Source organism: Vibrio sp. MED222 (assembly GCF_000153005.1).
GTDB classification, from domain to species: domain Bacteria; phylum Pseudomonadota; class Gammaproteobacteria; order Enterobacterales; family Vibrionaceae; genus Vibrio; species Vibrio tasmaniensis_A.
In genome coordinates, this window is record NZ_CH902606.1 from 923,106 (window position 1) to 947,389 (window position 24,284).

A 24,284-nucleotide genomic window follows, 5' to 3' on the forward strand; every position below is an offset into this window, starting at 1 on the left:
CCTGTAAGCGTTCGTATAGCCGATTCCTACATTCTTGATAACTTCGATCAAGCCATTGCTTTCAAAGGCTTTAAGGGCACTCTGTACGCTTCTACGGCTACACTTGCAAAACTTCGCTATTCTATTGATGTGCTGCCAGAAATAAGGCGTATCAGGAGAGCAGAAATGATTATCAAGCCACTGTAACTGCTTGAATATCTTATCTTGAGTTGGTGTGAGTTTTAGTGTGTTCATTCTTCATCAGGCATAGAAAAGCCCGTAGATACTACTAACGCATCACTAGCCCCTTTATGGCTGTCCCTACGCCTTGCGGCTTCTGGGTTCTTCTCGTTAATAGCACCTACGGGCGCAACTATAATCAAATTGTGAGCCTGTAAACAGGCGAAAGGTTTAGGGTGTTAATAGTACGCTATACTACGTTTTAAGTCTATGTTTACCATCATTATTTTAAATAAAAACTTACCCACAGGTATATAAAATAAAAGAGAGCGAGGAACTATATTTTTGTGTTTTGAGGTTTGATCTTTAAGGGGTGCAAAACGGGTGAAGCGGGGGTGAATTAGGAGTGTAACCATCAGATCAAAACACAAGTAATACAGAGTTAATAACACACTTATCCACAGGGCGAGGTAAGTTATCTTTCTTTAGATAAAACAAAACCCGCACGTGGCGGGTTTCTAGTTACATAAAGTGCTTAACGATGTCTAACATGGTTAGTACTAACTGTAACTGTACCAGTGTAAGAACTAGCGGACTTTCCATCCGTCATTCCTTTAACTGCGTAGCCTAGTTATATATTAGATTGGCTACTTGTGATTAATGATGCTGAAGGGCGAACCTATCAAAGCACTCGAACGGTTCATTGCAGACCGAACATAACCACTCACTCTATCACTGTAAGGCATAGCCTCAATGCCACATATAGTATCACTGCGCATCAAAATACACAACATGCACACTGTACTTATAACCAATATGCATTGTAACTGGGCGTACTTCACACTAAATCATACTTTTCTAGTACCTGAATTTTGGTAAGTTATAGGCATCAAATAAACATGGTGTGAATATGAAAATACGAGATGAATTACAGGCGTTAATTGCCTTTATTAAGTGCGAACACCCTACACTGTCTGACTTTGTAGGTTATGTTTCTTCTGAGTTGGAAAACGTGACGGATGAACAACTAGAGTACTACGTTGATAATGACCTTGATTTGTGGGGAATACTGAACTTGTTGGTGATGAATTCGATTGAACTAAACATCGAGTACAACACAGCATTTTTAGAACAGGTTTTGTTTATTGCTAGGCGAGACTATCTGAAAAAGGAAAGTGAAACAGCCCACTAAGAGGCTGTTACTTTAGATAGGTATCAGTTAGTGATTGTTGATGATAGTTCTACTGCTTTGAAGTAGTCGTCACGAGTCCATAAGCCTCGATCACCAGTTTTACAATCTCTCTTGACGTCGAGCAATAGATTTTTAATGTTAGTAACTTCATCCGCAACCTGCTGTTGATCTCTTTGTCTTGAAGGGTTGTTTATATACGATCTTTCTTGCTCTTCAAGAACTCTCAAACCATCCTTTAGACAAAGAGATTTCCGTAACCCTGAACTTTTGAATTCATTGGCAAAGTCCCAACTGAATATATACTTTGATTTTATCTTATATAAATCATCTGCCTTCTCAGTAACTTCTTCTAAATTTTGCGAAAATATAGAGAAAATGAAGTCCATCAAGTTTTGAACGTTATTGGGGTATTTTTCTTTTAATTCTTTCGGAATGTTAAAGTGTAATCCTTTAGATTTCTTGCGTTCATCGTAACAAATTCGAAACTCGCCACTATCGTACTCGGCTATAAGTTGCATTAGTAAACGATGATCTAAGTAACGGTTTTCTGTGTCTAATTCATACAAAACACATGATTCAAACTTCCTAAAAACTTGTTCCATTCGTCGTAGTGAAAGGTTGTACATAACGCTAACTTGATGCAATGTATTACTAATAAAATCATCATTATCAGAATCACAACCAAAGATAGTTATCTCCACCTTACGTTCATCTAGTAATGTGTCCTTTACAAGTAACTTAGCAAATAGACCTTTGTTTGGTTCTGGTAACGCTGCACTTCTATTGAAGAATCGCGATAAGTATTCAGTACCATCAAAGTTTGAACCATAAACAGCGTTGATAGAATGACTTAGTTGGTCTGTGTCCGTTGCAACAACAAAGATGTAATTGTCCAAAGAAAAGAAGTGCTTAATTGTTTCAAGCATTTCAATAGCGTAGGTCGGGCGACACCTATCAAGTTCATCGACTAGAACAAAAACCTTTCGTTTATCTTTAGCAAAGTAATCAAGGTAATGACCTAGAACTTGCTTTGTATCTTCAATTGCACTTAGTTGGGCTTTGTAATTATCTGTAAGGTTTCGACCTATCTGTACAGCGTCCGTATCACTAAAAGTTAGTGTCTTTGCCGCTTCGACCATAGCACCGTTGTCCATCTTTCCTGATAGATACGTACCTACACCAATCGCTGACATATTCCACATTTTTTTAGAGAACTTAGCGATAACCTTGAGCATCTTCTCTTCTTTGTCAGCCGCATCAATCACATAGTTAAGACATTGGAATTGTTCGATGAACTCACTGATAAGAACAAGTAAAGGGTCATTGCTAAAATCAGACCTCCAAGCATCAATATAGATAACAGGATATTCATGCTTAAATCGTAGATCGGAATACATCTGTTTTAAGAAGTGGGTCTTACCTGTTCCCCAAGAACCATTTAGGTTCAAAACAAGCGGTTTCTTCTGACTTCTTAGATATGAAGATAGATAGTTCCCATACTCTTCATTATTTAATTCACACTCTTTGAATGAATACTTTTGTTGCCAACTATCATACCTATTTGATTTCTTAGCCACTAGACAACCTCTTGTTATAAAGTCGATTCACCCAAGAAAGAACCAAGAGGAAGCGACTTAATAAGTAATTATATTTGTTATAAAAAAAACAGCCCGTTAAGGGCTGTCTACTTCAAATCTAAGATACAACTTTAGTCAAGAATTCCATAATTGCAGTTGGTAACTGAAAGTCATCCGCAACTAAGAAGTTAATAACTGTCAATACGGACTCTATGAAATCCAACAAGCCAGTGAGTTTATGAAACATAAATAGCGTTCCTTTGTGTATATTTGGCACATTGTTTTTCGCGTAGACTTTGATATGATTCGACTTGCAACTAGTTATCATAATCGTAGCCAAAAAGTTTAAATTCTTTGTAGGAGAAGACTTTTAACTTTGCGTAAACGTGAATGGTACAGGTAAATTAGCCTACCTCGTGTAGGCTAATTTCATTTCTTCAATATCTTCATACAACCTCCTATTATCCTAGTATTCAACCACTTACGATTTGAACTCAATTTTACAAGACTTAGTATTTTCATACAAACTAGTGTCGGATGGTGCTTATTTAGGGGCTAATCATGAGGGACGCGGATTATACTCAGCCGCCTCACACTGTAAACTTTTCAGGTAATCCTAGAGCCAATTATTTGACAGCCATCACACAAAGTTTAAAGTCTCATTTCCTAGTCAATTTTTACCGATTTAAAACAGAGAAACTTTTCATCTAATTAATCCCAAAAATGAGACTGCCATCACAAAAAATACGCAAAACCATGCGTGATCGTTGATGAACACCCCCTTTACAAAAAAACAAGCAAACACAATATATAGACCTAAAGTAAACGAAGACCACCACATAGTGCGCTTAAATGTTCTCCAACACTCTTTTCGCCTTTCATTTAAAAAGATTCAGTAACTTTATGTATTGATTTGAATCAACTGGAACAAACGGTTCACTCTTAACATATCAGTTAAATTAAAAATCGCTTAAAAATAGAGATGAGATGCCTCCTTAATCATTACAGACCTTTATTGAGGCAAAAAAAAGACCGCCATAGGGCAGTCTTAAATTAAAAAAAAACAGTAAGTTAAACCGCTTGAACACCTACACGTAATGCGGTGTTGTCCAGTGGTGTTCCTGAATAACGGATTGATGAATAAAGTTGAGTAATACCCTTTATGTTTACATCGTTATCGTTAGATACAGTAGAACCCTCAAGAGGAACAAAGCGGTAAGCGTTAGACATAGAACCAACTAGAATTGCATCGATTGGAAGTTGATCGACTAGAACAACTTTATAGCCCATCCACGTTTGAGGAGTTACGTTATAGTTAATAACGTTTCCGGTTACGTCTTCAACGAAATTGAATTCATCGAACCATGTAGCGCGGTTCATATAGATAGCAAAATCATCACTCGCGTGGTAACGGCTAGGAACTGAGGCAATCAGAGAACCAAGGAATTGAACCTTAGCAGTTGTATCTGTACCCCATGAACCGCTAACACCTGACTTAGAAACACTGAAAATATCATCGTCACGTGTTGCGTCTGGAACTAGACCTTTAGCAAAGGAATTAGCACGATCAATACAGTAACTAGCGATACCGAAATCAGCATCGTTAACTAGGTTCTGTGAAATCTTGATCGCTGTCATTTTGCCGACCTGTTCAAAAGTCGAATTGATTAGATCAATCTTTGCGTCTTTTAGAACATCGTGAGTCAGTTCAACTAGTGATTCCACTTTCTTAAATGTTGGTTCTTGCGAAACCCAAACACTTTTAGAAGACGGTACAGGGTTAACACCCTGCGCACCATTCTGAACACTTACGTATTCTTTTAGAACTGGAATCTTATGCTTAGAACTTTTAGCAGGTTTCATACCAACAGAGGATAGAATTACTTCGTTTTCTACTGCTTTAGCGGTGTACTTATCAACTAGGTTTTCTTGTGTTAACTCAGTTTGTGATTGCAGTGCTTTACGGAGAATTGTCATACTTAAACCCTCCCTTATACTGCCGCCACTACAACACGTACCGCGTCGTTCTCGTGAAGCATAGAGAAGAAACGAACATCAGCGTACAAACCACGAACACCTTTTGCTGTTACTTCGTCAACGATCAGGTGCTCAGAACCTGTGATCAAACCAAATTCAATTGTCTTTTCAAGATCACCGTAGAACATAGCAACTTCGTTTCCTGTGCCTACTAGTTCGTCTAGTTGATCGACAACGATAACAGGCTTACCAAGTAGCATCATTTCTGTGTTACCTGAGCCGTCAAACGATCCAAAGTCCATCGTGATCAGTGGGCGTTGATCGGTGCCGTCTGTTGATACTTTCATTTTGCGAAGTGTTTTAAGAACTTTCTTTGAAACATACCAAACTGCATTCTGTTGGTATTCAAAGTTAATATCTTGTTGAACGTCAACTAGCAGATCAAGGATTGCTGTCTCGTCTGAACCAAGTTCACCCGCTACACCTGTTTTGATTACTTTCAGGAATTCTTGATCGCGTAGGTCGTCTTCTTTTAGTGCTTCCGTGTAAGTGTTAGCAGAATCGATACGTGAAGTTAATAGACCTCGTAGGTTGTTATCTGTACCGTCACCGAATAGCAATTGTGAGATAAAGTGAAAACCACGTTCTTCAGAGATAAGGCGTAAACAATCGCCCTCTACATCACGAACTGAGTCAAGCAGTGCTTCGTGTGTGAAAGACGGGAAAGACATAGACTTACTAAAGTTCGCTGAAGTCTCTACGTAAGACTGAGTATCTGTAAAATTGATAACGTCAGCGTTAACGTTTTCTAGTGCTTCTAGAATGTTAGGGCGGTTTTTAATCTTAGGTAAAGTGTAAGCCGATCCGTCTGGTAGTACTCCAGAGCGAACTTTTTGCAAAACAATTTGGTTCTTGATTGCTAGTTCTGACAATTCACGTGAGATTGTAGCCTCGATCACGTCACCCGCGTCTGGTGTTGCAAATGCCTTTGATGAATAGTCACCAAGAGATTGACCTTTGTTGCCTTTTAGCAGTGCGTTCTTAATAGAATCTTTTTCTACTTTCTGTTTGAACTCACCTTTAATACGGCTAGTGTTTGCTTTCGCTTTAGAATTATCATCAGCAAGTTGTGACAATTTTTCTTGTTGTTCTTGAATCTCTTGTTCTTGTGAAACAATCTTTTTGCGGTGCATTTCTAACACCTGCTTTACGCCCTCAATTGAGCATACGTCTTTTATGTTTTTATTCATTCGTACTCCGAAATATTAATCAATTGCAAAGAAAATTCTTTGCGTTCAGAGTATTTATTGAATAATTTAAAGTACTATTTTCAGGATTGATAAATACATGTGTAGTTCAGAGGGAAGTTATTCTTTTTGTTCTACGTAACACACAACAAAAAGGAAAATATATTATGAATACAAAAAATATTAATAATACTTTTTCTCGCATTGTTTTCTTCTAACTTTAATTAATAATCAATTAAACACACGTAGCGTTTGCTACATATTTAAGAAATTAATAATTTAATAATTTAATAAAGGGTTAGCCCTAGAGTTAGCAGTTATCAATATTGATTGTGTCGTTATTACCAATGAATTAACCGTTTCGGTGTTCAAAGGTATACAATTTTATACCTCCGCTAGAGGTAAACTATTTTGAAAGATAAACCAAGATACGACATGTAAAAAGTGAATTAGTATAGATTATTGGTCTTCTCTATATTTCTGAAGTGCTTAAACAGTGGGATGCTGTTTTCTTCAATCATTATTTGTCCATTACTTAATTGTTTTCTAATCATTTTCAATTGAGTTATTCTTTAAAAATCGTTCTCTCCATGACGATTTAAACCCCTGTTAGATTATTTCTAGCAGGGGTTTTTTTATGGTTCTAGGTCGTACGCTTTGCACAGTTCAGGATAATTAAAATCATCTTTACAGAACTTTCTAATATAATTCTGAATACGTTTGTAATCCGCTGTTACCTTGTCCTTTCCTTTATCCTTTCGTGCTTGTGCCTCTTTCTTTGCTTGTTCCTGTAGTTTTTCTAACTTGGTCATTATTGTTCCCCCATCTCACCGCTGACTAATCTATCAAATATCATTTTCTCTTTCTTTAATTGTATATCCTTTAATTTGTTCAACTGCTGTGAAAGTGTCGCTTGCGTTTTCTGCAAGTGAACTAATAAAGGGTTTGCCTTTGGAACTGTATTATTGTGCGTGTCCTTTTTCATTATTACTACACCATCTTTTTGTATCTCTTTCTCGAATTCTTGAACTTGACATTTAAGCGAGGCGATCAGGGTAATACATTCCACATCAATATAGTCTGGTTCTAATAGGTCGTTGTATAACTGCTTGTAAATTCGTTTGCCTTTGGTTGTCAGTGTGCTAGGTATTTTATGTTCCATTGTTCTTCCTTGAATATATATGCAGTTAATCTGCATAATCTAAAAATAAATCCTCAGATTTCAGAGTGTTGTTGTCGTGTAAACAACTTTCACGGGGCACTCACCCCAATGCGAATGGTTCTTATTAATACCCCCCCCCACAAGAAAAACACGATTAAAAAACAATTACTTACGTGCGTGTGTTATTTTATCAGGGTGTGTGCCATGTATGCGCTATTAGTGAATACAGAATACAATCATTGTATTCTTATGCATATTGGTGCTTGCTTATATAGGTGGGTGTTATTTGCGGGGTGCGTGTAGTACGCCATTAGCATCAGGTGTCTGTCCTGAACATAGGTAAGATATAGAGATCAGTAGTTCCTTGATAGCCTTTGCTCGTAGATTCTCACTTAGTGATGTGCTGTTGATTTCGTCTAGGCTATTGTCTAACTCTGCTAGTCTTGATTGAGTTCGTTTTAATTCCTTTCCCCATGTATCTAGGTCTGATTGTGTATTGGCACTTTCAATACATGCCTTAATAGTAGGTACTGGATAGAATCCCGCTTTGTCCTTTATCATTGTTTCTCCTTTGTGGTTATTAGTTAGTTATTAGTTATTAGTTACCGCCTTGAATGATGTATATCCCTTTTCGCCTTTGTTGTACTTGATACGTGTTCCATCGGGGAATTGAATAATAAAGTCGCTATAAAATACGTTGTTCTTCTTTTTTGATTCTCTCATCTTAATAAGAACACCTAATAGATAATCTCTTTCGTTCTCTTTAAGTCTATTAGTTTTTACGTCTGGTGCTGTTTTAAACACTTCTGAACTGTTCAGGTATATTACTATTTCCTGCATTCGCTTTCCTCAGTCTGAAATATAAACGCTTGCTTTGTTTCTGATTTCTCATAATTCCCCTTTGAATAAATACATGTATCAATGCATTTTTGGATCACTTGTATTGATTCCTTTTCGCCCTGCTTTTAATTAAGCGGGGTTTTTTCGTTCTAGTGGTTCACTTTTATTACACTAAATACAATTAGAATAAAAGATGTGCTAATCTAAATCTATTCCAATGTTAAGCCCTGTTTGTTTTTGAATTGCCTGTTCAAAATCAACAGGGTTTTTCTGTTCCTTGGTGTATAACCCATCGTGTAATAGTAAACAATCTTGCTTCTCATCTAGAATACTTTGCATTGCTTTTAGTGCTTGTACTTCGTACCCTTGATAAAACCACGCTGTATACTTGCCTCTGTAGTGTCCGTGTTTCTGTTTATATTCTTGAAGTGTGGTTTTCTGATGTTCATCTAGTTCGAACTTGTCTGTGATTTCCGTTCGTAACTTACCTAATTCTTTAATAAAAGCGACTGTGAACTTGTGCGCTTTTATCTTCTTTATTAGGTCATTTGGAACGTTTACTTTAGTATTGTATTTCTGGATCTTTGAAACTGTAATAGAAGAACCAAAGCCAAGTGCTGTAATGCATTCCTTTACGTGGTCAACCGTTGCGCCTGTATCGTTTGCTATCTGCTTTCTGTGTGTGGTGCGGTCTTCTGTGTACGCTTTAATTGTAGGATACTTGTCTGGGTTCTTACATAGCCCTATAAGGATGCTGTAAGCGGCTGCGTTCATATCAAAACAAGTGTATCCCTTTAATACTTGCTGTCGCATATCCTTTGTTAGTGATTGTAAGCCGTATACACCTTTCGTGTATAATCTTCCTGAACTCGCTTTGTTATAGTATTGTGTTAATGTTCCTGATTGCTTCTGTGATGCCTCGCCAATAGCCCACATATACAACTTTTCACGAATATTAAACGTGTTCAATTGTAGTGCCTCTTCTATTCCCTCTTTACTAGGTTCAACACTTGTTTTGTCGTCGTACGTTTCCGGTGGTATTACTTGAAGTACATCTGTAAATGAATAACTTCTATTGAATTGAAAGTGCTTGTCTAGATCACGCGTGAACCAATCACTAAAATCATAAGCCGCGCAATATACACCATGTAACCCTTCGTGCGTTCTAATAAGCGGCTGTGATAGCAATCCGTTATAGAAGTCGAAAGATAACAGGTTTCCGCTGTCTGTCTGTGTTCGCTTCATCATTAACTTGGTGTCTCTGCCTATTGAATACCCCTTCTTTTGAGGGTGCTTTAATTCGCCACAAATACAAGCCGCGATAATATCAGCGAATACCTTTTGTTTGTTTCGCTTCCACGCGGTCAGGTGTCGTTTTTCCAATCGCGGGGACAGGTGTTGGCTTATCTCTAATAACCCGCTCTGTTGTAGATAACAACTAATTATCTCTTTAATCATTTTAATTCCTTATTGAGAACAACAACCCTAAAGGCTTGTGTTCACAAATATCGAAATATCAGCAATACTACGTATTACCTCTATTTCTTCTATTTGGTCTTTTTAAGCACACATAATACTTTTTAATGTATTATCATATAGTGTGTCGTTTTTTATTTACGCTGCTTGTCGATTAATTTCTGCTGTTCTTCTTTGCTTAGTTTCCAAAATTCATCGGCTGTAATCATTAGTATGTCCCCTCTTTGATTTTGTAATAAACTGTTTGAGATATTTTAAAGTGTTCCATAATGGAACGTACTGTATAACCCTGATCAATAGCATCTTGAACGTCTTTGATTTTATCTCTATGTACTGGTGGTCTACCTGCTGTTTTCTTTTTTAGCATTTTGATTCCTCTTTAGTTTGTAGTTGTATTTATAATTTTACCTGTATCTGTATTTATATTATGACTCACTTATTTTGTTATATCTAAGTTATAATACAAAATACGGTATCAAGTCAAAAAACAAGGGGTATTAGCCCCTAATTATTGTACTAGTATTATGTGTATGCTATTTTTCTAAAGCGGGTGTCAGTTCAATGAACTTCCATTCATTAGAAGTGTTTTTATTCTTTATAATTTGTCTTCTTAGCCCATTCTTGAAATTAACTATAATTATATTAGTTTTATCACGCTTATATAGTTCCACACGTGAAACGATACCATTAATTAGAGTGTGTAATTCAGCCCTTAAATCTTCCTTTTCTACATCAAGTGCTGAATAGGACATCTCAACAATTTTGTTATAGTTAGATTTAATCACTGAATCACTAAAGTTGTTGATAGATAACAACTTTTCTTCTAGTTCTTTTTTTCTTTTATTCCTCTGTGCTATTCCTTTAAAGATGGAGATATCATCGTACTCACTTACCATTCCATGCATTTCTGATAGTTCACTTTCAACTACAGATAACTGAGAACGTATAGATTGTTCTTCATTACTTGATTGGTTTTGTAGTAAGTCTTGAACTTGAATTCTATCAACGATCATACCTAAGAAAGCACTTTCGAATTCGTGGTTTGTATATCCACAATCACAATCACGTTCTTTTGATGTTGCTTTATTTCTGCTTGAACACTTCATACGAACATCAATAAAACCGCTAGGTCTTTTTCGTCTGTCAGTGTGCATTCGTTCACCACACATATAACAGTAAGAGAATCCCGCGAATAGAGATTTGATAGTACCTAATCTGTTTTTAGTGGTTATCTTTCTTTTACCTGCTAATTCGACTGCCTTATGAAAAGTAGCATCGTCTACCACTGCGGGATAAAGATTAATTTCAGTATCGTGATTCTTTAATTTAATCCAACCAATTACACGCCTGTTAACCATTAAAGTGTTAACTTTGCTTAACGTCCACTTAGCACTACTTTCTAGAGATTCGCCTTTACCACCATCACTACGTTCACGGCTTGCGGTCGGTATTTTCAGTTCGTTTAACCTGTTGGCTACTTGTGTCGGTGTGAGTCCCTTGATTAGAAATTCAAATGTCTTTCTAATTACACTAGCCCACTTGTCTGATAGTTCATATCCACCATCAGGGATTTTAGTTAACCAGTAAGGACACTTACCAAAATCTAGTGCTTTACCATGATTGATAGCGGCTAAGGTCGATCTGTCTTGAGCATCACGAACACGTTTAGATAACTTCTTGCTGTAGTCGTGAGCACCATAGATTTTTAGTAACAGTAAAATATTCGAACCAATATCAGACCCGTTACCTTTCCTACTGAATAACTGATAATTACAGCCTGACGGTTCAACTACACAAATATCCACATAGCGCATCAATCGTAATAGTAGTTCTTGTCCATCATCTGGTTCTAATCTTGTTAGTCGGTCTATCTCTTCAACAACCAACAGGGGTAGAATTTTATCATTAGCAAATACTAACAATTTCTTTTCTAGTTTATGTAAGAAACCACCTAGGGCACTTTCTTCTAGAACGTGTTCGCCCTTGAATGCAGACTTACCTTGATCATCCATCGAAAGGTCTTTTCTAGGCGTTGCACCTGTTGATTTTATAAACCTCTCAAAGACATCTTGTTGTCTGTCTAAACTAGCCCCATCAGACTGTTTATCTGAACTGAATCTTGCGTACGGTATAGCCTCTCTTCCAAGTAAATCGGACACGGTTCTACCTCATTGTAATCGTTTGCTGTATCATAACATTTATACGCTTCTAGGGGGGGTAAATCGGCTGTTGCGAGCGGGTTTTCATCAACTAAACCCTCTCTATTATTTGGCTCTAACTCTGGGAGGTTTGCTTCACAATGACACAACTTACGATTACTCGTCCTGACGACTGGCACGTTCATCTACGCGATGGCGAAGTATTAAAAGATACAGTCCGCGATATCAGCCGCTACAATGGTCGAGCGTTAATCATGCCAAACACCATCCCACCGGTAACCGATACCGAAATGGCTCTAGCTTACCGTGAACGCATCATGGCAGAGCAGCCAAGTGAACAGTTCCAGCCTCTAATGGCACTTTACCTAACAGACAACACAACACCTGACGAAATTCGCAAAGCGAAAGAATCTGGCGCTGTTGTAGCGGCGAAGCTATACCCTGCTGGCGCGACGACAAACTCGGATTCAGGCGTAACTTCAGCTCAAAAGATTTACCACGTGTTAGAAGCGATGCAAGAAGTGGGTATGTTGCTGCTTGTACACGGTGAAGTAACGGCTCACGATGTTGATATCTTCGACCGTGAAAAAGAGTTCCTAGACACAGTTCTAGCGCCGATTGTTAATGACTTCCCTAACCTGAAAATCGTTCTAGAGCACATCACGACGGCAGATGCAGCGACTTTCGTTAAGAACGCTAACGAGAACGTAGCGGCAACCATCACAGCTCACCACTTGCTTTACAACCGCAACCACATGCTGGTTGGCGGCATTAAGCCACATTTCTACTGCCTACCTATCCTTAAGCGTAACACACACCAGTTAGCACTTATCGAAGCGGCAACAAGCGGTAGCAAGAAGTTCTTCTTGGGTACCGATTCTGCGCCACACGCTAAAGGTGCTAAAGAGTCAGCATGTGGTTGTGCAGGTTCTTACACAGCGCACGCTGCAGTTGAACTGTACGCTGAAGTGTTCGATTTAGAAGGCAAGATAGAGAACCTAGAAGCGTTCGCGAGCCACAATGGTCCGGATTTCTACGGCATGCCACGTAATGCAGACACCATCACTCTTGTTAAAGAAGAATGGAATGTTGCTGAAACCATGCCTTTCGGTTCAGACATTGTTGTGCCAATCCGTGGCGGCGAGACGATTGCTTGGTCTGTAAAATAAGCGCTTGGGCTGTTAAATAAACGCCCTCCATTTAACGAAAAGGGTCACCATAATAATTATGGTGACCTTTTTTTTCGATGAAAGACTGTCTTATTATAATAAATAATGAACGATTACTTACCGCGCATTTTTCCAATCGCAGTCCAAACAGCAACGACAATCAAGCCAGCTAAAATCCCAATCACACCGTTTAATAACGTCGGTACCACCGCTGTCGCAATCGTATGTCCACTAAAATCCATAATAATCGGTTCAATTAAATGATGAATCGCAGGGACGTTGTGCACCACAATACCGCCACCAACCAAGAACATCGCAGCCGTACCGACCACAGCAAGCATCTTCATCAGCTTTGGTGCAAAGGCGACTAACCCATCACCCAAACGGGTTTTAATGGTACTGCCATTCGACGTGCGCTGGAGATAGAAACCTAAATCATCCAACTTAACGATCCCTGCCACTAAGCCATAAACACCAATCGTCATCACAACGGCTATCAAACTCACGACAAGAATCTGAGTAAGGATACTTGTACCCGTTACGGTACCTAGCGCAATCACAATGATTTCCGCAGATAATATGAAGTCGGTACGAATCGCGCCTGAGACCTTTCTCTTCTCATGTTCCTCTATGGATTCGCCAGTACTCGTATCCTCTTCCTTCTCGTCATGTTGATGAGTATGAGGAAAGAGCTTCTCTAAGATTTTCTCCGCCCCTTCAAAACAAAGAAACAGGCCACCAATCACGAGTAGTGGCATGATCAACCAAGGGATGAACGCACTGATCAATAATGCCGCCGGAACCAAAATCAGCTTATTTTTAAATGAGCCTTTTGCGACCGCCCATACCACTGGAATTTCTCTTTCAGCAGAAACACCGGATACCTGCTGAGCGTTAAGGGCTAAATCGTCACCCAATACGCCTGCGGTTTTTTTAGCTGCCACCTTAGACATCAGTGCGACATCATCCAACACGGTTGCAATGTCATCTAGCAGTGTTAATAAACTTGCTCCAGCCATTTTATTGTCTCTTTATAAAAGATTGAACCATCGATGAAATGTAACATCATCAATTCACTCATCAAAGTTATGAGTCTGTAAAAAATAAAGTCACAAGTTGTGTTTTCTATTGCTGTCTCTGTTAGACAGGAATAATCTGTCTTAATCTTTCACGAACATAAAAGAAAAAGTATAGATGAAAAGTGAATCTACCTACCCAATTGGTAAGCCAGGACAAAAATGGCAACAAGCAGAACGTGAAGCATGGTTAGCTCAAAGAACGGTTAAGCGTGAATACCAACAAGAAGTTGTGCCAAAGATTAAAGCACTTGCAGACCGTTTTGACATCGAACAATACGGCGCACTGAGCTACGACGAAGCTCGCTTCCCACTTTTCGCAATTAAGAGCAAAAACAGGGACGAGTCAAAGCCGACCATTCTCGTTACAGGTGGCGTTCACGGTTACGAAACCAGTGGTGTGCATGGCGCTATCAAATTTGCAGCGACCCAAGCAGAGAAATACGCAGCGCACTTCAACATTGTAGTAGCACCTTGTGTAAGCCCTTGGGGTTACGAAGTGATCAACCGCTGGAACCCAAATGCTGTTGATCCAAACCGTTCTTTCTATGACGATACGCCAGCAGAAGAATCAGCAAACCTACGAGCTTTAGTGGCCTCTTTGCCAGAAGTATTGGTTCACGTTGACCTGCATGAGACGACAGACTCTGATGAAACTGAATTCCGCCCAGCACTTGCTGCTCGTGATGGCATTGAGTACATCGAAGGTATGATCCCAGATGGTTTCTACACGGTTGGCGATACAGAAAATCCGCAACCAGAATTCCAAGCGGCAGTAATTGCTTCAGTAGAAAAAGTAACGCACATTGCGCCTGCGGATGACGAAGGCAAGATCATTGGTTCAGACGTCACTCAACACGGTGTGATCAACTACCCAATGAAGAAGCTTGGCCTATGTGGCGGCGTGACCGACTGTAAGTACGGAACAACCACAGAGGTTTACCCAGACAGCGACAAAGTGACTGACGAAGAGTGTAATGACGCTCAAGTTGCTGCTGTAGTCGGTGCTTTGGATTACGTAATTCAACATGAATTGAACGCGTAAGCTATTAGCTAAAGCTGCTCCCTAAAACTAAAAAGAGCCACAAGTGACAATCCGCTTGTGGCTCTTTTTTTGTCTTTTCTCTTACCTTTGATTTCTTCTTGGGCATAAAAAAGCTCCCTTGCACACAGCACAAGAGAGCTTTGAAATAACGCTGAATAAGGAGTAATTAGCGAACTATATACTCCCCATACTCGATTACTTTATTTAGCGGTTTCACTAACGTTTTCTTGTCCTTTATCTACTTCAGTCAGTAGACCTTTCAACAAGCTAAAACAGCCAATCAGAAGAATGATCGTAAACGGCAGTGCAGCAATGATCGTGATCGATTGCAGAGCTTGGATAGATTGAGTACCACCAATCCACAGCATTACCATTGCGATAGCACCTGAGATAACCGCCCAAACCACTTTCTGTTTAACAGGAACTTCAAGCTTACCACCCGCTGTCATGCCATCGATAACGATAGAGCCTGAGTCTAGCGTTGTAACGAAGAACACAATGATCAGTGCGACTGCGAGAACTGACAGAATGCTACCGAACGAGTAAGCATCTAGCATGTAGAACAAGCTTAGAGATACGTCTGTAATGCCTTGGTCGAGGCCAAGTTGTCCCACATGGTTAATTACTTGCTCGATAGCCACGCCACCGAAGATCGACATCCAAGCCGACGTTACCAATGTTGGGATAATCAGTACGCAAAGTAGGAACTCACGAACCGTACGGCCCTTAGAAATGCGCGCTACGAACATACCGAAGAATGGTGCATACGCAACCCACCATGCCCAGTAGAACACAGTCCAACCATGCAGCCATGTTGTGTCTTCACGACCCGCACTTTGGCTCAAAGCTACGATGTTTTTCACATAGCCCGTTGCCGCAGTCGCCACAGAATCAAGCACTGTCGTAAAGTTCAATACAGCGATAAGACCAAGGAATACGAACGCTATAACCATGTTCAGGTTACTTAGGAACTTAACACCACCGTCCATGCCACGCATAACAGAGATGATCGCCAAACCCATAATCAAAACGATAATAGATTGCTGAAGGTAGATGTTGTTTTCCAAGCCAAACACGTGGCTAATACCACTTGCTGCTTGCGTACCACCTAGGCCCAATGAAGTCGCAAGGCCAAACAGAGTAACCAGTACCGTTAGTACGTCGATCACATCACCTGTTTTACCCCAAACTCGTTCACCCAGTATTGGGTAAAACACAGAACGCATTGATAGCGGTAAGCCTTTGTTGTAAACAAAGTACGCTAGACAAAGCGCCGTCATGCCATAGATAGCCCATGCATGAAAGCCCCAGTGGAATACGGTTGCACCAAGTGCCAGTTCACGGCCTGCTTCTGTAAAAGGTTCCGCATCTAATGGTGTTCCGAACCAGTTCGTGAAGAACGCGGTTGGCTCAGCAACACCCCAGAAAATAAGCCCGATACCCATACCGGCTGCGAATAACATCGCAATCCAAGATGACATCGAATAGTCCGCCGTCGCATCTTCGCCACCTAGACGAATCTTGCCCAACGGTGAAAATGCTAGAACAACAGCAAACGCTAGCATGATGTTAGCTCCCCACATAAACAGGAAGTCAAACTTTGATAAAACAGCACCCTTAATAGAATCAATAGCAGCTTTAGCGTCTGCTGGAGGAAGAGCAAGAAGAGTGATGATGAAGAGAAGAGATAAGCCTACTGAGGCTATGAAAACGGTGTTGTGGACATCCATGCCCCATTTACTGACGTTATCTTGACCAACTTGATAGTCAGTAGAATCGATACTGTATTTTTTTGATTTAAAACTCATAAATTATGATGTTCACATATCCGAATCAACGAATATAAGGACGCTCTCCATATCCAATTACTACTTGATTGGCTCGCCGCACCACCTAAATAGAGGCGATAAAAATCACAATGGTTGGTGATAAATGGACTTACTGGCTCAATCCCAAGGCGCGCATTATAGCACAGGTCGAAGCATTTTGACTGAGTTTTAGCTCAATAGTTACCCAGACTACCATTGATAGTGATAGTTAACCCAATAAAAGCAGAATAAAACAAACAGAAAAAAACATTAAAATACAACACGTTAAATTAAAATGACGCACCGTAAAATCTCATGCAAACTTTCTACAGATAATATTAACAATAGCCTGATTTATTTATAGCTCTAATAAAAAAGCCCCGCTATAGGGGCGGGGAAATTACCAAAGGTAAAAGAGAAATCAGTATTTAAATGTCAGTGCTATGTCTTGCTACGCTTCTCGCCACAGAACTGCACATTTCAAAGGCAGTACATTAAATCGCGAAGCAAAAGCCTAGGTTGTAATCTTCGCCATTCTTTTCAGTGAACTCTTTATCTTCACTCGAGGCGCTTGGTCGGCCGCTTTCATCACCCTTCACTAAGCTAACCCAGTGGCGAATACCAGAAGAGAGGTTCGCTTCAGTTTGGCCAAACGTGGTGCATGTCTCTAATTGAATGTCTTCGATGTTCACCAACTCTAAATTACCAGTTCCTTTGCGAGCACCTATCGTCACTTCAACATGGGTACCGCTCTCGTCTCGAAATAGAATTGACGATGGTTTAGATTTATCACCCGCATAAGCGACAAAGTGCTTCGCTCTTTTCAAGCCGGTGTGCTCGCCGTTTTTGAAGTAAACCTGAACATGTCGATAATCAATCTCGTAGCTCACTGCATCTTCGTGTGAACCCGCCTCTAAAGGGAATAGAGTATCAAGCAACTGTTTCGCCATTTTTTGTTTTTCGAGTTGCTTGTCTGCTTTCACCATTTCTACGGCAAAGACAGCTTCAGCAATAAATGTTGAATGGTTTCTGTGAAGTTCTGTTTTGTCTAGTGTCAGCATATTCATAATCTTTCCCTCTTACGGCTTTGAATTTCATGTAGGTCAAAAATCCTGATTGACCCTTTTCAAATGTGTTCTTTACTGTGTCGCTTCCATGTATTTCATACTACTTGTATTTTTTAAACAATTTCACAACAAAAATTTCACAGTGTGAATTTTACTAAATTGATTTTTTACACAAACCGGAATTTCCGCCCCCAGCCCTTTATCTAATTGGGCTGAGAGCTCATTAGACACACTTTTACGTGTTGTTTGATTTTGTGTAATAACCGACCCCAACCAATTTATTGTCGATCACTCGATAGTAGGTGTGCTTGGTTTCGACTTTGCTCGACAGGGGATTTAGCCATCGATAGGTGTAAACACCACGGCCATTTTCTTTGGCGAGATTTAACATCTCAGTGAGAATTGGCTTATCGTCAGGGCTTAGAATTTCGTTGTGTGAACGTCCAACAAGCTCAGGGGATACACCATGTGCAAGCAGCTTTCCAGAGCTCATGTCCATCACAAACACATATAAGTCTCCTTCAACAAAGCTACCCTCAGCGTCATTGAACTCAGTCAGGCTCTCTTGTTCTGACTCCACTATCGCTGTCATGGCTCTCGCCAATAGATTCTTTGCCTCAGCAGCACTTGAACGTTCTGGGTAATAACCCACCGCCACGATCACATCGCCCACTCGCTCAAAGAAGGTGGTTTTAGGCTCCCCCATGCGATCAGTTGGGTTGGTCCAGTGATACTTCACTTCACCGAAGCCGTTGTGTACCGCTTTCGTGATCATTTCTCGGAAAAATGGATTACCGTAAACGTCCTGAGTGTCTAAAACACTGTCGCCCACCAACACCATTGAAGAACCGCCACTGGCAAGGAATTGACCATCAATCCCCAAAGCGAATACATACAACTCACCATCTATGTATTCAGCATCGCTCATAAAGTCTTGAACGCTTTCATCGCCTTCTTTTTGTACATGGACAACCGCTTTAGCAAGCAGGGTTTTGGCTCTTCTTTCCGCGTCACTGACCACATGTGGCTCTGAAATATCGAGCACATTGACTGGCTCGTTTTCTTTCGCTGTTTCTGAATGTTCAGCACGCAATCCAATGCCACTGATCACTGCAAATACGGCACAACCAATAAGGATAATTCTTGATATATTCATAGTGACTTCTCCTAATAGCCCACTAAGGACGGTAGCCAAAGCGTAATTTGTGGGAAGAAAGCGATAACGAACACGCCGACTACCGATGCAAGAACAAAGGGATGGATCTTCGCGGTGATCTGCTCGACCGTGGCTCCGCCTATCCCCGAGGCGACAAAGATATTTTCACCGAGCGGCGGTGTAGCAAAACCTATCGATAACGTACACACCACCACAATACCTACGTGGGTTGGATCCGCGCCTAGCATGTACATGATTGGCAGCAGCACTGGCACGATAATCATGATCGCGGCTAACGTTTCCATGAACATACCGACGAAAAGCAATAGCACAATAGTCAGTGCCCACACCATGTACATGTTGTCAGTGAAACCTAGCAATGACTCAGCCACTACGACCGGAATTTTTTGTTCGATTAACAAGCGACCAAATACCGTTGCAGCGAATAGAATCAGCAACACACGCCCGGTAATCCATGTGGTTGTCGATAATGATTTGATGGTGCTTTTGAACGATAACTCTCGGTGAATAAACACACCCACAAACAGCGAATAGAAGATAGCCACAACCGCTGACTCTGTTGGTGTGAACATACCACTATAGATACCTCCGAGAATCAAAAATGGAGCCAGTATCGACCATATGCCACGGCGCAAAGCGTGTCTTACTTCGCCAAAGGACCAATTCTCAGACAGCCCTTTATAGCCTTCTCGCTTGGCAATGAAGTAGTTGGTGACGACGAGTGTAGATGCCATGATGAAGCCAGGAACAACGCCTGCAACAAACAATTTAGGAATAGATAAAGAAGCAAATTGCCCGTGTTGAGCGATGGCTTCAGGCGGTGCCATTAATCCCATTGCTGAGATGCCGAAAATAACTAACGGGATGGATGGCGGAATGATAATCCCCAAGCCCCCTGATGCGGCCGTTACTGCCGATGCGTAACTCTTATCATAATCTCGCTTAACCATTGCAGGCACCATTAGCATGCCTACCGCAGCTGTGGTTGCAGGGCCTGAACCTGAAATAGCACCAAAAAACAAACACGCCATGACCGTTGCAGCGCCAAGGCCACCCGTCACGGGTCCGGCTAAGCTCTCTGCAATATCCACCAGACGTTTGGAGATACCCGCCGCCTCCATTAATGCGCCAGCAAGAACAAAGGCTGGTAGTGCCATTAACGGGAAGTTACCCACCGAGGTAAACGCGATTTGTACTAAAGCGATGGGATTTTTATCGAGCAACATATAGGCCGCCATTGAAGCGCCGGCCAGTGATACTGTGATTGGTGCACCCAGAATTAACAGGGTTAAGAAGCCACCAAATAAAATTAGAGTTAAATAGGATTCCATTATTACATCTCTCTATTACGGCTATTCTCTGTGACGACTACTGTGATGACTTTTGTGCCGTCATTTTGCGCAGTTCTTTGACTTCAGGATCTTCGTTCTTAGCGCCCTTAAATAAGCGCTCGTAGTTGTTCCAGATAATGCGCAGCATCATTAGAGAAAATGCGATTGGCAAAATCATATAGAAGTATTTCATTGGGATGCCTGTCGTCTGAGACTTCCAGAACAAATTCATTTTGTTGAACACGAAATCGTAGCTGAGATAAACAAAGTAGCCGTTAAACAACAACCATAAGAAGTCAGCGATGGTTTCACAGACGGTCTGAACAATCGGGGGGAAGAACTTGAAGTGAAAACTGACTCGGTTATGCGCCGACATCTTGGCCGCAACAACAGCTCCTAGATAGGCAAACCAAACAAACATGTAAGTAGCGACTTCATCACCCCAAGGTATGGAGTAATCGAAAAGCTGACGAGTAAGGATTTGTGTGAACAGCAATAGGACAAAGCTTGCTAGCAACAAACAACATGTATATTCCTCAATGTTGTTAAGGTGCTTTTTTATTGTTTTAGCGACTGACATATAACCTCCAATGTTGATTTCCACATGACAACCAGTCGCTCGCGGTACTAAAAAGATCAGGTACTGGACAGATCAACGAGTAAAGCCATGTAAATGCCCTATCTAACCGTTCTATCGCTAGGTGATTAAGTAGCGAAGAACAGCAGATAGGGCGAATCTAATCGTTACTTTCTACCTAGTAACTCAAGAACGTCGTCTAGCTTGTCTTTGCCTCCAATGCTTGAATAGAACTTAGGCCAAACTGACTTAGTGACTTTGCTGATCCACTCTTGCTCGTTGTCTGCTGGGTCAGTGAAGACCATGCCTTTTGCTTGCAGTTCTTCACGGATCTTGTTTTCAGTATTTTCTAAGTATGCAAAGCTGTGCTCTGTCGCTTCCTGACCCGCTTCAAGAATGATCTTTTGCATTTCAGGCGTTTGTTGTTGGAAGACAGTTTCACTGACGATTAGCGGCTCAAGAGAGAAGATGTAGCGAAGGTTTGTGACGTACTTTTGTACTTCATTGAACTTCATCGCATGCACAGTGATGTATGGGTTGTCTTGACCATCAACCACGCCTTGCTGTAGGCCAGTAAATGTTTCTGACCATGCCATTGGTGTTGGGTTTACGCCCCATGCTTGGTAAGAAGCAATCATGATTTCGTTACGAGGAACACGAATCACTAGTCCTTTTAGATCCTCTGGTGAAGCCACTGACTTTTTAGAGTTAGTCAGAACTCTAAAACCAGAATAAGCCCAACCAACGATACGAACGCCTGCATCACGAATGGTGTTATCGACAAGGTCTTGACCCACTTGGCCTTGAGTTAATAGCACCGCTTCTTCTGCACTTTGAATAACATAAGGCATGGTCAATAGACCAACCGTTGGAGAGAAAGGCGTCACGTTGTTGATCGCCAATACTGAGAAGTCGAGAAGGCCGATTGCCGCGTCGTTGACGGTGTCTTGCTCGTTGCCCAATTGACCATTCGGGAACAGGTCGATTTTGACTTTACCGTCTGTTTTTTGCTCCATCAATTCAGAAAATGATGTCGCTAATTCCCACTGCGTACCACCAGCAGCATCGCCGATAGCCATTTTAAAATTTGCTGCTGCCGCGGTATGAGATAGCATCGCTGTTGCTACAATTGTGACGCCAGCAATAATTTTATTTTTAATCAATTTCATAGTCTTAACCTTTCATATCATACAGACGTCCTGCCTGTACTTTGCTCACAAGGTGACCTGGTACAACTTTCCTGGTCGTAGTTCTATTTCCCTATTTTGGAAACAATGTTCGAGTAGCTAAAGCACTTCATCCTTTAACGAATACCACTGATAAAGGAACTGTTGCCCTACTCTACGAAATGGTGCAAACATCTCAGATTCCACCACTTCCCTCACGTTGGGGAACGGAAGTTTTGATTCAAATATTGGCAAGTCAAGCTTATGACCTTCACCGGCGATCCACTGGGCAAGGCGCTTGCCTGCTTGAGCGGAGTACATCACACCATTGCCGCCATACCCTAGTGCGTAGAATATGGATTGCTTTGGATTCGGCTGATAGATTCTTGGCATCATGTCGTGGCTAACATCCACCCAACCCCACCATGAATAATCGATTTTGATCTGATCGAGAGAAGGGAATTTTCGGGTTAAATCCGCTCTCAACATATCTTCGTATTTCTTTTCAGGTGCATTCTTGCCACTGATGGCACTGCGTGTACCAATTTGCACTCGGTTATCCGGTAACAAACGGTAGTAATGACGCAGAATTCTGGTATCAGTAATCACCTGATTGGTTTTAAAGTTACACGCGGCGATTTCGTCTTGAGTTAACGGACGCGTCACCATCGAGTTAGAAAGTACGGGTAATAGGCGATTCTTAAGCTCTGAATGCAAACCTTGGCTTGTGTATCCGCCGGTACAAACACCGACAGAACGAGCCTTAACCACACCACCTGGCGTTTTCAGGTAATGCACACCGTTACGTGTTTCCCAACCCATCACAGGGCTTGCTGGGTGAACTTTTACACCGAGTGCTCTCGCCTTTCTTAGATAACCAAACGCCAATTTCCCAGCATGGATACCAATACCTTCTGGCTCATGCATTGCGCCTGCCGCTTCTTGATCACCAACGTAATCACGTTTTACGGTTTCCGCATCTAAGATCTGCGCATCGTAATCGAACGTGTCACGCAGCAACTTGGCTTCTTTCTCGAGTGTTGCCATCACTTTTGGACGGTGAGCAACGTATAAGTGGCCACCCGGCTGCGGGTCACAATCAATGTCTTTGATTAGAGATTTAAATGTGTTCATGCCATCGACGCATTCGCGGTGCATTTTTAGCGCGGTTTCGAGTCCCCAGCGTTCAATCCACTGAGAACGCTTCAAACGTCCTGACGCACACTGAGCCTGACCACCATTTCGGGTACTGCAGCCCCAACTCATACGGTTAGCTTCAATCACAGTCGCTTTAATGCCGTACATTTCAGCAAGGTGTATCGCGGTACTTAGGCCTGTGTAGCCTGAACCGATTATCGCCACATCGACATCCATATCCGATGTAATTGGGCCATCATCTTCAGGTGGTGCACCTGCGGTATCTACCCAATAAGTCGGGGCGTATTCCTTACCGTGACCGGGGCTCTTGTCTTTAAGTGGATCGTATTTTGGATCGTATTTATCTTGTGCTTGGGTGCTTTCTTTTGCTTGGGTGCTTGTCACCTTTGGCGGCACATCGGCTGCCGGTTGTTCCATTACTAAACTCATAATTCGACTCTCCTAGTCATAACACGTGAACGGGGTGCGATTTCGTGTCTAGCTCTTGGGAGTATTGCTGGGAGTCAAAAGAGGTCGTGTTTTACGGAAGGCATTTTTTACGCTGATTTTTCCCTCTTTCAGGGTAAACACATCAACCATACGAGCTTCGATGACAGTGCCATCAGGGTTAGTTGCAGAGAACGTTGATTCACTCACTGCGCGGTCACCACACACAAAGTGGACAGGGTCGCTCCAGGCTGCATCTGGAAAGTTCTGCCAAACCAATTCAAAGCTATTGCGAACGGCTTCGTACCCTTCGATAGTGTTTCCAAGTTCGCCTTCTCCTGCCACGGTGTGGAAGACACAGTCTTCGGTCATAAACGACATTAGCGCTTCAATATCATGGTTATTCCATGCATCACTAAAAGACTGTAAAAAGGCGGTGTCGACTTGGTTTTCCAGCACGAATGTCGCTGCATTGGTTTGCATATTCATATTCCA

23 protein-coding genes are annotated in these 24,284 nt (G+C 41.3%); 3 read left to right on the top strand and 20 right to left on the bottom strand.

Annotated features, from left to right (window positions below; genetic code table 11):
• Positions 1 to 1,069 precede the first annotated feature (1,069 nt).
• On the top strand, positions 1,070 to 1,351 hold the full coding sequence (locus tag MED222_RS17505; protein WP_009845749.1) for a hypothetical protein: 282 nt from the start codon (positions 1,070 to 1,072) through the stop codon (positions 1,349 to 1,351).
• A gap of 23 nt (positions 1,352 to 1,374) precedes the next feature.
• Here the strand turns inward: MED222_RS17505 and MED222_RS17500 are convergent, their stop codons facing one another.
• The 11 genes from MED222_RS17500 to MED222_RS17465 form a co-directional block, all read right to left on the bottom strand.
• Positions 1,375 to 2,928, bottom strand: a complete 1,554-nt coding sequence (locus MED222_RS17500) for a KAP family P-loop NTPase fold protein (RefSeq protein WP_009845750.1) — start codon at positions 2,926 to 2,928, stop codon at positions 1,375 to 1,377.
• Positions 2,929 to 3,046: 118 nt separating this feature from the next.
• Positions 3,047 to 3,175, bottom strand: coding sequence for a hypothetical protein (locus MED222_RS22720; protein WP_009845751.1), 129 nt, complete (start codon positions 3,173 to 3,175; stop codon positions 3,047 to 3,049).
• An 824-nt stretch (positions 3,176 to 3,999) separates the two neighbouring features.
• Positions 4,000 to 4,905 (bottom strand): phage major capsid protein, encoded by a 906-nt coding sequence (locus tag MED222_RS17495; RefSeq protein WP_009845752.1) that lies wholly within the window; start codon positions 4,903 to 4,905, stop codon positions 4,000 to 4,002.
• 14 nt (positions 4,906 to 4,919) lie between these two features.
• Positions 4,920 to 6,155, bottom strand: a complete 1,236-nt coding sequence (locus MED222_RS17490; RefSeq protein WP_032555082.1) for a phage major capsid protein — start codon at positions 6,153 to 6,155, stop codon at positions 4,920 to 4,922.
• Positions 6,156 to 6,787: 632 nt separating this feature from the next.
• Positions 6,788 to 6,964: a hypothetical protein gene (locus MED222_RS22275; protein ID WP_009845754.1), complete on the bottom strand. Its 177-nt coding sequence runs from the start codon at positions 6,962 to 6,964 to the stop codon at positions 6,788 to 6,790.
• A complete protein-coding gene (locus MED222_RS17485) occupies positions 6,964 to 7,314 on the bottom strand; it encodes a P27 family phage terminase small subunit (protein WP_009845755.1) in 351 nt (116 codons plus the stop codon). Before MED222_RS17485 ends, MED222_RS22275 begins: the two co-directional genes overlap by 1 nt.
• 282 nt (positions 7,315 to 7,596) lie before the next feature.
• Positions 7,597 to 7,875, bottom strand: coding sequence for a hypothetical protein (locus tag MED222_RS17480; protein WP_009845756.1), 279 nt, complete (start codon positions 7,873 to 7,875; stop codon positions 7,597 to 7,599).
• Positions 7,876 to 7,905: 30 nt separating this feature from the next.
• Positions 7,906 to 8,154, bottom strand: a complete 249-nt coding sequence (locus MED222_RS17475) for a hypothetical protein (protein WP_009845757.1) — start codon at positions 8,152 to 8,154, stop codon at positions 7,906 to 7,908.
• A gap of 198 nt (positions 8,155 to 8,352) precedes the next feature.
• Positions 8,353 to 9,612, bottom strand: a complete 1,260-nt coding sequence (locus tag MED222_RS17470; protein ID WP_009845758.1) for a hypothetical protein — start codon at positions 9,610 to 9,612, stop codon at positions 8,353 to 8,355.
• A gap of 226 nt (positions 9,613 to 9,838) precedes the next feature.
• Complete coding sequence (locus MED222_RS22420; protein ID WP_009845760.1) at positions 9,839 to 9,997, bottom strand: hypothetical protein; 159 nt, start codon at positions 9,995 to 9,997, stop codon at positions 9,839 to 9,841.
• Positions 9,998 to 10,163: 166 nt separating this feature from the next.
• On the bottom strand, positions 10,164 to 11,789 hold the full coding sequence (locus tag MED222_RS17465; protein WP_083784009.1) for a recombinase family protein: 1,626 nt from the start codon (positions 11,787 to 11,789) through the stop codon (positions 10,164 to 10,166).
• A gap of 140 nt (positions 11,790 to 11,929) precedes the next feature.
• On the opposite strand from MED222_RS17465, the gene pyrC reads away from it, so the two are divergent.
• On the top strand, positions 11,930 to 12,958 hold the full coding sequence (gene pyrC, locus MED222_RS17460; protein ID WP_009845762.1) for a dihydroorotase: 1,029 nt from the start codon (positions 11,930 to 11,932) through the stop codon (positions 12,956 to 12,958).
• A gap of 113 nt (positions 12,959 to 13,071) precedes the next feature.
• Here the strand turns inward: pyrC and MED222_RS17455 are convergent, their stop codons facing one another.
• On the bottom strand, positions 13,072 to 13,977 hold the full coding sequence (locus MED222_RS17455) for a DUF808 domain-containing protein (RefSeq protein ID WP_009845763.1): 906 nt from the start codon (positions 13,975 to 13,977) through the stop codon (positions 13,072 to 13,074).
• Positions 13,978 to 14,152: 175 nt separating this feature from the next.
• Here MED222_RS17455 and MED222_RS17450 point away from each other — a divergent pair, with 175 nt between their 5' ends.
• Positions 14,153 to 15,079, top strand: a complete 927-nt coding sequence (locus MED222_RS17450; protein ID WP_009845764.1) for a M14 family metallopeptidase — start codon at positions 14,153 to 14,155, stop codon at positions 15,077 to 15,079.
• A gap of 200 nt (positions 15,080 to 15,279) precedes the next feature.
• On the opposite strand, the gene MED222_RS17445 is transcribed toward MED222_RS17450, so the two are convergent.
• The 8 genes from MED222_RS17445 to MED222_RS17410 form a co-directional block, all read right to left on the bottom strand.
• Complete coding sequence (locus tag MED222_RS17445; protein ID WP_009845765.1) at positions 15,280 to 16,887, bottom strand: BCCT family transporter; 1,608 nt, start codon at positions 16,885 to 16,887, stop codon at positions 15,280 to 15,282.
• A gap of 494 nt (positions 16,888 to 17,381) precedes the next feature.
• A complete protein-coding gene (locus MED222_RS17440) occupies positions 17,382 to 17,954 on the bottom strand; it encodes a malate synthase (RefSeq protein WP_009845766.1) in 573 nt (190 codons plus the stop codon).
• 235 nt (positions 17,955 to 18,189) lie between these two features.
• A complete protein-coding gene (locus MED222_RS17435) occupies positions 18,190 to 19,110 on the bottom strand; it encodes a cache domain-containing protein (RefSeq protein WP_009845767.1) in 921 nt (306 codons plus the stop codon).
• 11 nt (positions 19,111 to 19,121) lie between these two features.
• Complete coding sequence (locus MED222_RS17430) at positions 19,122 to 20,462, bottom strand: TRAP transporter large permease (RefSeq protein ID WP_009845768.1); 1,341 nt, start codon at positions 20,460 to 20,462, stop codon at positions 19,122 to 19,124.
• 37 nt (positions 20,463 to 20,499) lie between these two features.
• Entirely contained in the window at positions 20,500 to 21,042 is a 543-nt protein-coding gene (locus tag MED222_RS17425) for a TRAP transporter small permease (RefSeq protein ID WP_009845769.1), read from the bottom strand.
• A gap of 164 nt (positions 21,043 to 21,206) precedes the next feature.
• Positions 21,207 to 22,208 (bottom strand): TRAP transporter substrate-binding protein, encoded by a 1,002-nt coding sequence (locus tag MED222_RS17420; protein ID WP_009845770.1) that lies wholly within the window; start codon positions 22,206 to 22,208, stop codon positions 21,207 to 21,209.
• A gap of 117 nt (positions 22,209 to 22,325) precedes the next feature.
• Entirely contained in the window at positions 22,326 to 23,792 is a 1,467-nt protein-coding gene (locus MED222_RS17415; protein ID WP_009845771.1) for an NAD(P)/FAD-dependent oxidoreductase, read from the bottom strand.
• A gap of 48 nt (positions 23,793 to 23,840) precedes the next feature.
• On the bottom strand, positions 23,841 to 24,278 hold the full coding sequence (locus MED222_RS17410) for a nuclear transport factor 2 family protein (RefSeq protein WP_009845772.1): 438 nt from the start codon (positions 24,276 to 24,278) through the stop codon (positions 23,841 to 23,843).
• Positions 24,279 to 24,284 lie beyond the last annotated feature (6 nt).

What these genes read in the sequence shown, in the direction of transcription:
- MED222_RS22275 (WP_009845754.1), bottom strand. Translation starts at nt 6,964, where the DNA reads ATGACCAAGTTAGAAAAACTACAGGAACAAGCAAAGAAAGAGGCACAA.
- MED222_RS17425 (WP_009845769.1), bottom strand. Translation starts at nt 21,042, where the DNA reads ATGTCAGTCGCTAAAACAATAAAAAAGCACCTTAACAACATTGAGGAA.
- MED222_RS17415 (WP_009845771.1), bottom strand. Translation starts at nt 23,792, where the DNA reads ATGAGTTTAGTAATGGAACAACCGGCAGCCGATGTGCCGCCAAAGGTG.
- MED222_RS17490 (WP_032555082.1), bottom strand. Translation starts at nt 6,155, where the DNA reads ATGAATAAAAACATAAAAGACGTATGCTCAATTGAGGGCGTAAAGCAG.
- MED222_RS22720 (WP_009845751.1), bottom strand. Translation starts at nt 3,175, where the DNA reads ATGTTTCATAAACTCACTGGCTTGTTGGATTTCATAGAGTCCGTATTG.
- MED222_RS17480 (WP_009845756.1), bottom strand. Translation starts at nt 7,875, where the DNA reads ATGATAAAGGACAAAGCGGGATTCTATCCAGTACCTACTATTAAGGCA.
- MED222_RS17495 (WP_009845752.1), bottom strand. Translation starts at nt 4,905, where the DNA reads ATGACAATTCTCCGTAAAGCACTGCAATCACAAACTGAGTTAACACAA.
- MED222_RS17445 (WP_009845765.1), bottom strand. Translation starts at nt 16,887, where the DNA reads ATGAGTTTTAAATCAAAAAAATACAGTATCGATTCTACTGACTATCAA.
- MED222_RS17455 (WP_009845763.1), bottom strand. Translation starts at nt 13,977, where the DNA reads ATGGCTGGAGCAAGTTTATTAACACTGCTAGATGACATTGCAACCGTG.
- MED222_RS17420 (WP_009845770.1), bottom strand. Translation starts at nt 22,208, where the DNA reads ATGAAATTGATTAAAAATAAAATTATTGCTGGCGTCACAATTGTAGCA.
- MED222_RS17435 (WP_009845767.1), bottom strand. Translation starts at nt 19,110, where the DNA reads ATGAATATATCAAGAATTATCCTTATTGGTTGTGCCGTATTTGCAGTG.
- pyrC (WP_009845762.1), top strand. Translation starts at nt 11,930, where the DNA reads ATGACACAACTTACGATTACTCGTCCTGACGACTGGCACGTTCATCTA.
- MED222_RS17430 (WP_009845768.1), bottom strand. Translation starts at nt 20,462, where the DNA reads ATGGAATCCTATTTAACTCTAATTTTATTTGGTGGCTTCTTAACCCTG.
- MED222_RS17450 (WP_009845764.1), top strand. Translation starts at nt 14,153, where the DNA reads ATGAAAAGTGAATCTACCTACCCAATTGGTAAGCCAGGACAAAAATGG.
- MED222_RS17440 (WP_009845766.1), bottom strand. Translation starts at nt 17,954, where the DNA reads ATGAATATGCTGACACTAGACAAAACAGAACTTCACAGAAACCATTCA.
- MED222_RS17485 (WP_009845755.1), bottom strand. Translation starts at nt 7,314, where the DNA reads ATGGAACATAAAATACCTAGCACACTGACAACCAAAGGCAAACGAATT.
- MED222_RS22420 (WP_009845760.1), bottom strand. Translation starts at nt 9,997, where the DNA reads ATGCTAAAAAAGAAAACAGCAGGTAGACCACCAGTACATAGAGATAAA.
- MED222_RS17475 (WP_009845757.1), bottom strand. Translation starts at nt 8,154, where the DNA reads ATGCAGGAAATAGTAATATACCTGAACAGTTCAGAAGTGTTTAAAACA.
- MED222_RS17470 (WP_009845758.1), bottom strand. Translation starts at nt 9,612, where the DNA reads ATGATTAAAGAGATAATTAGTTGTTATCTACAACAGAGCGGGTTATTA.
- MED222_RS17410 (WP_009845772.1), bottom strand. Translation starts at nt 24,278, where the DNA reads ATGAATATGCAAACCAATGCAGCGACATTCGTGCTGGAAAACCAAGTC.
- MED222_RS17505 (WP_009845749.1), top strand. Translation starts at nt 1,070, where the DNA reads ATGAAAATACGAGATGAATTACAGGCGTTAATTGCCTTTATTAAGTGC.